A 10597-nucleotide genomic window follows, 5' to 3' on the forward strand; every position below is an offset into this window, starting at 1 on the left:
CGTTTGAGACGAGTCGCCGATCCGATCACCGACAGAGTTCTGAGGGTTGCCGAGGATCTTTAGTGGTCAGCCGGAGCGCTCATGGAGGAGAACGAATCATGGCAGACAGCACGCTCGCCGTCGTGATCCTGGCGGCAGGCCAGGGTACCCGCATGAAGTCCCGCACTCCGAAGGTGCTGCACCGCCTGGCCGGTCGGCCGCTGCTCGGGCACGTGCTCGACACGGCCGCCTCGCTCGACGCCGCGCACGTCGTCACGGTGGTACGCCACGAGCGCGAGCGGGTGGCGGAGGCGGTTCTTGAGCACACGCCGACGGCGCTCGTCGTCGACCAGGACGAGATTCCCGGCACCGGCCGCGCAGTCGAACTCGGCCTCGCTGCCCTGCCCGCGTCGTTCGCCGGGACGGTGGTGGTGCTCAGCGCCGACGTGCCGCTGCTCGACGCTCCGACTCTCCGTCGCCTCGTCGAGGAGCACCTGGCCGCGGCGAACGCGCTGACGATGCTCTCCTGTGTGCTCGAGGATCCGACCGGCTTCGGCCGGATCGTCCGCGGTGGCGACGGCGCCTTCGCCTCGATCATCGAGCAGAAGGACGCGAGCGCCGACCAGCTCGCCCTCACCGAGATCAACGCGGGCGTCTATGCCTTCGACGCTGCCGCTCTCCGTTCGGTGATCGGCACGATCGGTACCGAGAATGCCCAGCGCGAGAAGTACCTCACCGATGCTGCCGCCGCACTCAAGGCCGTCGGCCGAGCTATTGAGGCGGTCCCCGTTCAGGATCGCTGGCTCGTCGCCGGGATCAACGACCGCGCGCAGCTCGCCGACGCCGCGCTTGAACTCAACGCGCGCATCGTGCGCCGCTGGCAGCTCGAGGGCGTCACGATCCAGGATCCGGCGACCACCTGGATCGACATCGACGCCGTCCTCGCGCCGGACGTCGAAATCCTCCCCGGCACTCAGATCAAGGGCCCGACCGTCATCGCCGCGGGCGCGGTGGTCGGCCCCGACACCACGCTCGACTCCTGCGAGGTCGGCGAGGATGCCGTCGTGAAGCGCTCCGACGCGACGCTCGCCGTCATCGGTGCGCGGGCGCAGGTCGGTCCGTTCTCTTTCCTCCGCCCCGGCACCGTCCTGGGCGCGCGCGGCAAGATCGGCGCCTATGTCGAGACTAAGAACACGACCATCGGCGCGGGATCGAAGGTCCCGCACCTCTCCTACGTCGGTGACGCGGTGATTGGCGAGGAGTCGAACATCGGCGCCGGTTCGATCTTCGCGAACTACGACGGAGTGACGAAGGCGTCCTCCGTCATCGGCTCCCACGTGCGCGCCGGGTCGCACACCGTCTTCGTCGCCCCCGTTAGAATCGGGGACGGAGCGTACACGGGCGCCGGCACGGTCGTCCGCAAGGACATCCCCGCCGGGGCTCTCGGGATCACCGTCGCTCCGCAGCGAAATATGGCCGGGTGGGTGCAGACCCACCGTCCGGGCACCGCAGCGGCCGTCGCAGCCGACGCGGCCCCGACTTCGGAGCCCGCAGGCTCCGACCACGCGCCTACCGGAGGAAGCGGAGCACAGTGACCGGCATCACCGCCAGCAACACCAAGAGCCTGGTCCTCGTCTCGGGGAGGGCGCATCCGGCACTGGCGGAGGCGGTCGCCGCCGAACTTGGGACCGAACTCGTCACCACCGAGGGACGCACGTTCGCCAACGGCGAGCTGTACGTCCGCTACGGCGAGTCGGTGCGCGGAGGCGACGTGTTCGTCCTCCAGTCACATACGTCGCCGATCAACGAGTGGCTGATGGAGCAGTTGATCATGGTTGACGCGCTCAAGCGCGCCTCGGCCAAGCGGATCACCGTTGTCGCCCCGTTCTATCCTTACGCCCGCCAGGACAAGAAGGGGCGCGGGCGCGAGCCCATCTCTGCCCGCCTCGTCGCCGACCTCTTCAAGGCGGCCGGAGCCGACCGGATCATGTCGGTGGATCTGCACGCCGCGCAGATCCAGGGCTTCTTCGACGGCCCCGTCGATCACCTGTTCGCGATGCCGGTGCTGCTCGAGCACTTCCGCGAGAAGCTTGACCCCTCGACCCTGACCGTCGTTTCGCCGGATATGGGGCGCGTCCGCGTCGCCGACATCTGGAGTGACAAGCTCGGCGTGCCGCTCGCGATCATCCACAAGCGCCGCGACCCCAAGGTCGCGAACCAGGTTTCTGTGCACGAGATCGTTGGCGAAGTGCAGGGCCGAGTGTGCCTGCTTGTCGACGACCTCATCGACACGGGCCGCACCATCGCGAAGGCTGCGGAGGCGCTGAAGAAGGCCGGCGCGATCGGCGTCGTCGTGGCCGCGACGCACGCAGTGTTCTCTGACCCGGCCGTCGAGCTGCTGAGTTCGGAGTTCATTGATTCGGTCGTGGTGACCGATACGCTGCCGCTGCCGGAGGACAAGAAGTGGGACCGACTGACGGTGCTGCCGATTGCTCCGCTGCTGGCCCGTGCCATCCACGAGGTGTTCGATGACGGCTCCGTCACCTCAATGTTCGACGGCGACGCGTAGCCCACGTCGCCGGAGTGCCGCTGGACCTTCTGAACGCCCCGGTACCTGGAGCGCAGTAGTCTCAGCCGATCGCGGAGCCGAGCGTGCGCCCGGGCAGGTGGAGTGCGAGCGGATCGGCGCGTACCCGATCGAGTCCGGCCCGCACAGCGCCGAGTACGACGGCCCGGTCGCCGAGCGTCGAGGCCACGATGCGCGGAGCGGGAGCGTGCACATGCGCAGCGACGCGGGCCGACACCTCCTCGAGCAGTGGCGCTGCTGACGCGGCGAGAGCCCCACCGACGACGATCAGTGACACGTCGAGCAGGTTGGCGAGGGTCGCGGCGATCCGGGTGAGCCGGTCGGCGAGGCGGTCCATGACCTCTCCTGCGAGGGCGTCGCCGGCGAGGGCGGCCTCGATCACCTGCTCTGCGCCGAGATGCTCGACGCCCTCGAGGAGGGAGGCGGGTCGGCCGGGGCGGGCGAGCGCCTCCCGCGCCCAGATTCGGGCCAGCGCGGCAACGCCGTCGGCCGAGCCGACGCCCTCGACCATGTCGAGGTAGCGCATTTCCCCGCTGAGCCCGCGGGCACCGCGCAGGAGTGCGCCGCCGAGCACCACACCGCCGCCAAGCCGCTCGCCGGAGAGCAGGGTCAGGTAGTCGTCGCAGTTGACTGCCGCGCCGCGCCACCCCTCGGCGAGAGCTGCGAGGTTGGCGTCGTTGTCGATGACGGGCGACCGGCCGTGAGCCGTGATGGTGTCGACCAGGCCGGGGTTCATCGCGGCCCAGAAGCCGTTGGCGTCGGCGGGGGAGGCGCCGAGCGCGTCGACCGGTGCCGGGACGCCGAGCGTGAGCGCGAGCACGGCGGAGTCCTCGACCCCGGCCTGTTCCAGGGCGCGGTCGATCACCCGCTCGATGTCGGCGCGGCGCCGCTGCGGCAAGAGGTCGTCGATCCGCTCGTGGTCGACGCTCTCGATGCGCCGCACCACGCTATCGCCGAGCAAATCGGCAACAAGCACACCGATGCTGTGCTGTCCGGCGTCGACGCCCACTACCACTCCGGCCCGGCGCCGCAGCGCATAGCGGCGCGCGGGTCGCCCCTTCACGTATGCGCCGGCCGCACGCTGGTTCTCGAGTTCCTCCAGCCAGCCGAGTTCGATCAGGTCGTCGCAGACCGCGATGACAGTGGAGCGGGTAAGTCCGGTGCGGGCGATCAGGTCGGAGGCGGTGAACGGTTCGCCGCTCCAGGCGTTCTCGAGCACGTCGTGTGCGGTGCGTCGGCGCTGCAGGGAGAAGGTGCTCTCGGACATTCGCTCCCCCTTCGTCTTGACCTCGGCTGGATCGGCTGCAACAGTACATCTGGTAATAGATTTATAGATTAGATTTAGTTTGAACAGCAACGTTGCCGTCGATCACGGGAGACAATGACGTGCCCCCTTGCACCCCCTCCGGCCTCAGCCGCCGCACTGTGCTTGCCGCAGCGGGAGCCGGCGCCGCAGCGCTCGGCCTCTCGGCCTGCGCCTCGCGCCCAGCCTCCTTCGGCGTCACGGAAATCACGTTCTTCCAGTCGAAACCCGAGGTGATCGGCTACTTCGACGCTGTCATCGAGCGCTTCCATGCCGCCCAGCCGAGAGTGCGGGTCGTCCACGACTTCTCCTCCAACCTCTCTGCCGGGTTCGTGCGCAGCAATCCGCCGGATCTCGGCTGCCTGAACTACAACTTCGAGGTCGCACGATTCGTCGAGCGCGGTGCATTCAGCGACCTGTCGGACCTGCCAGAGGCCGCCCGGATCAACCCCGCGATCTGGCCGCTGATCGAGCAGACCGCCGCCTATCCTGGCCGCACCAGCGTCCTGCCGTACTCGCTGATGCTGGCGTCGGTGCTCTATAACCGCGAGATCTTCGCGCAGCAGGGCCTCCAGGTGCCGACGACCTGGACCCAGTTCCTCGCGGTCTGTGAGGCGCTCACCGCTGCCGGCATCACTCCGCTCTACAGCACCGTCAAGGATCCGTGGACGCTCTCGCAGGGCCTGTTCGACTATTCCGTCGGCGGCACCGTCGACCTCGGTGACTTCTTTAGCCGCCTGAAGACGCAGGGCGCCGCGGTGGGAGCCGACTCACCCGTCTCCTTCGAGAAGGAGTTCGTGACGCCGGTGCAGCAGATGCTCCAGATCGCGGCGTACTCCAACCCGAACGCAGCCAGCCGCGGCTACGGAGACGGCAACCTCGCCTTCGCGCAGGGCGAGGCCGCGATGTATTTCCAGGGTCCTTGGGCGCTCAGCGAGATCGCCAAAACGGCGCCCGATCTCTCGATCGGCGCGTTCCCGCTACCGATGACCGAGGATCCCGCCGAGCGCCGCGTGCGCGTCAACATCGACCTAGCGCTCTGGATCCCCGAGGCCTCGCGCAAGAAGGAGGCGGCGCGGGAGTTCCTTTCCTTCCTGATGCAGCCCGAGATTATCGACGCGTACAACGCCGACAACAACGCCTTCGGTGTCACCAGCGACGCGCCCGCAGTCCAGCAGCCGACGCTCGTCGAGTTGCAGGAGTTCTACGACCGCGCCGCCTTCAGCCTCGGTGCCTCGCAGCTGGTGCCGCAGAACATCCCGCTGCAGAACTACGTGCAGGGGATGGTTCTCGGCTCCGACCCCGCCTCGACCCTGCGCACGATCGACGCCGATTGGGCGCGCATCGCCTTCCGGTCCTGATTTCCTTCCCCTCTCAGAGACGAGACACCATGGCCACGTCCATCCCCGTCCGGGCAGTGGAGCGCATCGCCGCGACTCCCCGCTCGGCCGTCGCTCCCCGGCGCCGGCACCACACCGACGTCACCTTCGCGCTCTATCTGCTACCGGTGCTTGTGCTGTTCACTCTCGCGATCACGCTGCCCGCTCTGATGGGCGTCTTCTTCAGTTTCACCAACTCGATCGGTTTCGGTGACTGGCAGTTCATCGGCCTGACCAACTACGTCGCGCTGTTCTCGGACCCGGCGATCCTCGCCTCCTACGGCTTCACCGTTGGCTTCGCACTGGTGAGCGTCCTGCTCGTCAACGTGGTCGCGTTCCTGCTCGCAATCGCGCTCACTGCGCAGATCCGCGGCAAGGTCGCTCTGCGCGCGGTGTTCGTGCTGCCGATGGTGGTCTCGGGGATCATCATTGCGTTCGTCTTCAACTTCCTGTTCTCGAATTCGCTGCCCGAGTTCGCCGAATCGGTCGGAGCGACGCCGCTCGCGACCAGCATGCTGGCGAACCCCGACCTGGCCTGGATCGCGATCGTGATCGTGACAGCCTGGCAAGCCGTGCCCTCCGCGCTCCTGATCTACATCGCAGGGGTGCTCTCGATCCCGTCCGACGTGTACGAGGCCGCGTCGCTCGACGGCGCCTCCACCTGGGGGCAGCTGCGCTCCATCACGCTGCCGCTGGTCGCCGGATACGTGCTCATCAACCTCGTGATCGGCTTCAAAAACTTTCTCAACGCGTACGACATCATCGTCGGCCTCACCGACGGCGGGCCGGGTACGTCGACCCGCAGCGTCGCAATGACGATCTTTTCGGGCTTCACCAGCGGCGACTACGCCTACCAAATGGCCAACGCGACAATTTTCTTCCTCATCGCGCTCGTGATCGCGCTCGTGCAACTGCGCATCTCGCGCGGAAAGGCGGCCTTCTGATGACCAGCCAGGTTCCCCTCGCTCCCGCCCTCCCCGGCACGCGCGCGGCCGTCAATGCCGACGCCCGCCGCGGGTCTCGGCGCAACCGCTCGAGCCTGCTGCTCACGATCGTCCTCGCGCTCTGCGCCCTCTCGGTGCTCGGCCCGCTCTGGGTCACCCTCTCGATGGCGTTCAAGACCACCGCGCAGGCCGTCGACGGCAGTGCGTTCTCACTCCCGCTGCCGGTCTCGGTCGACGGCTTCGTACGGGCCTGGGCCCTCACCGATTTCCCACGCGGCTTCGCGATCTCGGTACTCGTCTCGGTGATCACCGTCAGCGGGACCATCGTGCTCGCCGCCCTCGCCGCCTACGCGATCTCGCGCAACTGGCACCGCCGCTTCTACCGCTGGTCGTTCTTTTACCTGCTGGCGGCGATGTTCCTGCCGTTCCCGGTCCTGGCCCTCTCGCAGGTGTCGCTGACCGGCCTGGTCGGGCTCGACAACCCGATCGGCGTCGCGATCCTGCATGTCATGTTCCAGCTCTCGTTCAGCGTGATGCTGTTCACCGCGTTCCTCCGCTCACTACCGGAAGAGCTGGAAGAGAGCGCCCGACTCGACGGAGCAACGACGAACCAGGTCTTCTGGCGGCTGGTGTTCCCGCTGCTCGCCCCGATGAGCGCGACGGTCGGCATCTTCGCCTTCCTCGCCTCCTGGAACGACTTCATGATGCCCTCGCTGATCACCTCAGACGCGGCCCTCCAGACGCTCCCGGTGCTCCAGAAAATCTTCCAGACGCAATTCAGCAACGACTACAACGTCGCGTTCGCGTCCTACCTGATGGCGATGGCGCCAGCAATCATCGTCTACCTGCTCACTCAGCGGTGGGTCATGTCCGGCCTCACCCAAGGCGCCATCAAATGAACCCGCGGGCCTCGGGACGGTGATCTGCGGCGTTGTCGGCGGTTGCGATACCTCCGGTATCGTGCCCTTCTCCGCCTTGCACCTCACCCCGCGGGCCTCGGGACGGCGATCTGCGGCGTTGTCGGCGGTTGCGATACCTCCGGTATCGCGCCCTTCTCCGCCTTGCACCTCACCGTCCCGAGGCCCGCGGGGCGGGGCGGGGCGGAGAGGAAAGGAGGGGAGGGCGGGGCGGGGCGGGAGAATTATGGGGGATGACGTGGAGGGAATGATGGACGTGACGGAGAGAGGGATTATGAGGAGTGGGACAGTGGAGGATGCGCTGTGGTGGCGGCAGGCGGCGGTGTATCAGATTTATCCGCGGAGCTTTGCGGATGCGAATGGGGACGGGATCGGCGATCTGGCCGGGATTATCGAGCGGATCCCGTACCTGCGCGAGCTCGGGATCGACGCGGTCTGGCTCAGCCCGTTCTACCCCTCGGCGCTCGCCGATGGCGGGTACGACGTGGCCGACTACCGCGACGTCGATCCGCGGATCGGCACCCTCGCCGAGTTCGACGAGATGATGGCGTTGCTGCACGAGGCAGGCATCCGCGTGGTCGTCGATGTCGTACCCAACCACTCGTCCGACCTGCACCCGTGGTTCCAGGAGGCGCTCGCCGCGCCGAAGGGCTCGCCCGAGCGGGAGCGCTACGTGTTCCGCGACGGACGCGGCACCGACGGCTCCGAGCCGCCGAGCGACTGGGAGGCGGTCTTCGGCGGGTCGGCATGGGAGCCGGTCGGTGACGGGCAGTGGTACCTGCACCTGTTCGCAAAGGAGCAGCCTGACTGGAACTGGGCGAACCGCGAGATCCGCGACGACTTCCTCCGGACGCTCACCTTTTGGGCCGACCGCGGCGTCGACGGGTTCCGAATCGACGTGGCGCACGGGCTGGTCAAGGACCTGACGCTCCCACTCCCGACCGCGGCCGAGATCGAGGCCCCACGGGTCGACGGCTCGCACCCCTTCTGGGACCGCGACGAGGTGCACGAGGTCTACGCCGAGTGGCGCGCCCTATTTGACTCCTACGACCCGCCCCGCACAGCCGTGGCGGAGGCTTGGGTGGAGGCTTCGCGCCGCGCCCGCTACGCAAGCCCCGAGGGGCTGGGTCAGGCGTTCAACTTCGACCTGCTCGAAGCGGACCTCGATGCGGCCGAGTTCCGTCGGCTGATCTCCTTCAGCCTCGGGCTCGCCGAGCAGTCGGGCTCGTCGAGCACCTGGGTGCTCTCGAACCACGACGTGGTCCGTCACGCCACCCGCTACGGTCTGCCCGCCCAAGGCGACGCCGAGACGGCGCCCGCGACGCAGTGGCTGCTAAGCGGAGGTGCCGAGCCGGTCCTCGACCGGGCGCGGGGCCTGCGACGCGCTCGCGCCGCGACCCTGCTTCTCCTGGCGCTGCCCGGCTCCGCCTACCTTTACCAGGGCGAGGAGCTTGGTCTGAATGAGGTCGCCGAGATCCCCGACTCCCAGCGGCAGGACCCCACGTTCTTCCGCCGCGGTGGGGTCGACGTCGGTCGTGACGGGTGCCGCGTCCCGCTACCGTGGACGTCCACCGGGTCCTCCTTCGGCTTCGGCCCGGGCGGCGCGCATCTGCCGCAGCCCGCATGGTTCGCTGGCTTTTCGGTCGAGTCGCAGGAGCGGGCGGAGGACTCGACGCTCGCCCTCTACCGCCGCGCGCTCGCGCTCCGGCGCGAGCTACAGACCGACGAGCACCTCCAGTGGTGCAGCGAGGAGGCGGATGTCGTCGACTTCAGCCGCCCAAACGGCTGGCGCTCGGTCACGAACCTCGGCGCGGAGCCGGTGGAGTTGCCCGAGGGTGAGCTGCTGCTCGCCAGCGTTCCGATCCAGGGCCGGCTGCTGCCTGCGGATGCGACCGCCTGGCTGCGCTGACACACGCAGAAGGGGCTTCCGCACGAAGAAGGGGCTCCCGCACGCAGGATAGCAACAAACGACCAACCGGGTTCGAGATCGAGTACGACATCGACGGCTATTCTTTTTTGACACCATTCCGAACACCATTCCAATATTATTAAAAGGAGGATTGAGCCACCCAACGTTTTGTGGACCAGTGAGTAGTTATCTCTGCGGCGAGATTCATGTCTTGCCACGCTTATTCGGCTTCGTTCGGTAAGCGAGTGAAGTCGTTATTAATTGTTGCGCAGCTCAGTGTATCGTGCCGCGTCGCGGATCGCTTTCTCTTTCGTTGGATAGTGGGTCGGTTGCATCGTTCGTTTTTGAGGGTGCCGTTGAAGGATTCGGCCCACGCGTTGTCCCAGCAGACGCCGGTTCGACCCATCGATTGTCGGATGTTGAGCTTTTTCGCGACTTGTCCGAATTTGGCCGAGGTGTCGACGGATTCGCGATCGTTGTGGAAGCTGGTGTCGTTGAGCCTGTCGGGTTGAGTGCGGGCAGCCATGTCGAGTGCTTCGGTGACCAACTCGGTTCGCATGCGGTCTGCGAGGGCGTATCCGGCCTGCGGCGCGCATGAGCCGGCGGACGGTGTCGTGGGCCGCGGGTCGGCCCAGCGCGCCAGCTGCGCGGCGATGCGGCGGTAGCCGTAGGTGCCGTCGGACGCTGCCTGGATAAGAGAGATGATCTCCGTTCGCCATTTCGCTGTTCTCGAAGTTTTCCGGACGCGCCATTCGCCGTAACCAGATCGGTTCACGCCGATCAGTCGACACATCTCGCGGGTCGATACCGTGTGGGTGAGGTCGCGTTCTTCGCGACGAATCAGTTCCAGCTTGGTAGTCAGCGGGACTTCTTCGCGAAGAACGCGGACGCTTTTCCCAGGAAGAGGTTCTCCTCCTCGAGTTCACGTACCCGACGTTCAAGCTCTTTGATCCGTGCGCGGTCTTGTACCGTCAGCTCTTCTTCGCTCTCGATATCCGCGCGGCGATGTGCTGCCACCCAATTCGTGAGCGTTTGCGGAACGAGTCCGAGCTCCCGGGCAACGTCCGCGACAGCCCGCGACTTATCAATGACTTCGCGCACGGCCTCGGCGCGAAACTCCGGAGAATACTTCCCACGGGAACTGGACATCCCGATCATCCTTTCGGTCAACGCGGCAATACTACCAATTCCGCGGTGGTCCAAAAAATGGGGTACCTCAGACATTGAGGCTTATGCAAAATTGGTTTCTTTCTGGATGAAGAAGATGAGTCCGCGGACGGCGTTGAAGGCATCGTGGAAGGTGTGTAGTGGTCGCCTGTAGTCGGTGTGGAATATGCGCCATGTCTTGATGTTAGCGATTGTTCTTTCGATCACGTATCGGTGGGTGTTCACGAAGCGATTGTGGTGTTTCGCGTGATCTGGCAGATGTTCTTCGCCTGGTTGCTTTTTTATGGGTGTGACCATTCCGGTGCCTTGGTAGCCTTTGTCGGCCAGCGTGTTCGAGAGGTTGAGGGTGTCGGCTAGCCCGGTTTCTCGAAACGCGTGAGCGTCGTGATGCTTGCCCGCGATGGGATCCGAG

The 10597-nt window shown here is 66.5% G+C and carries 10 protein-coding genes; 6 read left to right on the forward strand and 4 right to left on the reverse strand.

All coding sequences use genetic code 11. The features are described from left to right. Positions 1 to 98: 98 nt before the first annotated feature. On the forward strand, positions 99 to 1574 hold the full coding sequence (gene glmU / locus B0H03_RS02455; RefSeq protein WP_104263727.1) for a bifunctional UDP-N-acetylglucosamine diphosphorylase/glucosamine-1-phosphate N-acetyltransferase GlmU: 1476 nt from the start codon (positions 99 to 101) through the stop codon (positions 1572 to 1574). Then, the gene (locus B0H03_RS02460) at positions 1571 to 2548 is read left to right on the forward strand and encodes a ribose-phosphate diphosphokinase (protein WP_104263728.1); all 978 of its coding nucleotides are present in this window, start codon (positions 1571 to 1573) and stop codon (positions 2546 to 2548) included. Before glmU ends, B0H03_RS02460 begins: the two co-directional genes overlap by 4 nt. A 61-nt stretch (positions 2549 to 2609) precedes the next feature. Here the strand turns inward: B0H03_RS02460 and B0H03_RS02465 are convergent, their stop codons facing one another. Next, positions 2610 to 3833, reverse strand: a complete 1224-nt coding sequence (locus B0H03_RS02465) for an ROK family protein (RefSeq protein WP_104263729.1) — start codon at positions 3831 to 3833, stop codon at positions 2610 to 2612. Positions 3834 to 3952: 119 nt separating this feature from the next. Between B0H03_RS02465 and B0H03_RS02470 the strand changes: the two genes are divergently transcribed. The 4 genes from B0H03_RS02470 (at position 3953) to B0H03_RS02485 (ending at position 9018) form a co-directional block, all read left to right on the forward strand. Next, complete coding sequence (locus tag B0H03_RS02470; RefSeq protein ID WP_104263730.1) at positions 3953 to 5230, forward strand: ABC transporter substrate-binding protein; 1278 nt, start codon at positions 3953 to 3955, stop codon at positions 5228 to 5230. 29 nt (positions 5231 to 5259) lie between these two features. Then, the gene (locus B0H03_RS02475) at positions 5260 to 6192 is read left to right on the forward strand and encodes a carbohydrate ABC transporter permease (protein ID WP_104263731.1); all 933 of its coding nucleotides are present in this window, start codon (positions 5260 to 5262) and stop codon (positions 6190 to 6192) included. Continuing rightward, a complete protein-coding gene (locus B0H03_RS02480; protein ID WP_104263732.1) occupies positions 6192 to 7091 on the forward strand; it encodes a carbohydrate ABC transporter permease in 900 nt (299 codons plus the stop codon). Before B0H03_RS02475 ends, B0H03_RS02480 begins: the two co-directional genes overlap by 1 nt. 265 nt (positions 7092 to 7356) lie before the next feature. After that, positions 7357 to 9018, forward strand: a complete 1662-nt coding sequence (locus tag B0H03_RS02485) for a glycoside hydrolase family 13 protein (protein WP_104263733.1) — start codon at positions 7357 to 7359, stop codon at positions 9016 to 9018. Between the two features lie 220 nt (positions 9019 to 9238). Here B0H03_RS02485 and B0H03_RS02490 read toward each other — a convergent pair whose 3' ends face one another. The 3 genes from B0H03_RS02490 to B0H03_RS02500 all read right to left on the reverse strand — a co-directional run. Then, positions 9239 to 9793: an integrase core domain-containing protein gene (locus B0H03_RS02490; protein ID WP_165827969.1), complete on the reverse strand. Its 555-nt coding sequence runs from the start codon at positions 9791 to 9793 to the stop codon at positions 9239 to 9241. A gap of 83 nt (positions 9794 to 9876) precedes the next feature. Continuing rightward, on the reverse strand, positions 9877 to 10167 hold the full coding sequence (locus tag B0H03_RS02495) for a transposase (protein WP_104263735.1): 291 nt from the start codon (positions 10165 to 10167) through the stop codon (positions 9877 to 9879). Positions 10168 to 10248: 81 nt separating this feature from the next. Beyond that, positions 10249 to 10597: transposase family protein (locus tag B0H03_RS02500; RefSeq protein ID WP_165827970.1), on the reverse strand; the 349-nt coding region annotated here is incomplete at its 5' end.

Source organism: Rathayibacter iranicus NCPPB 2253 = VKM Ac-1602, assembly GCF_003149025.1.
Taxonomy (GTDB): domain Bacteria; phylum Actinomycetota; class Actinomycetes; order Actinomycetales; family Microbacteriaceae; genus Rathayibacter; species Rathayibacter iranicus.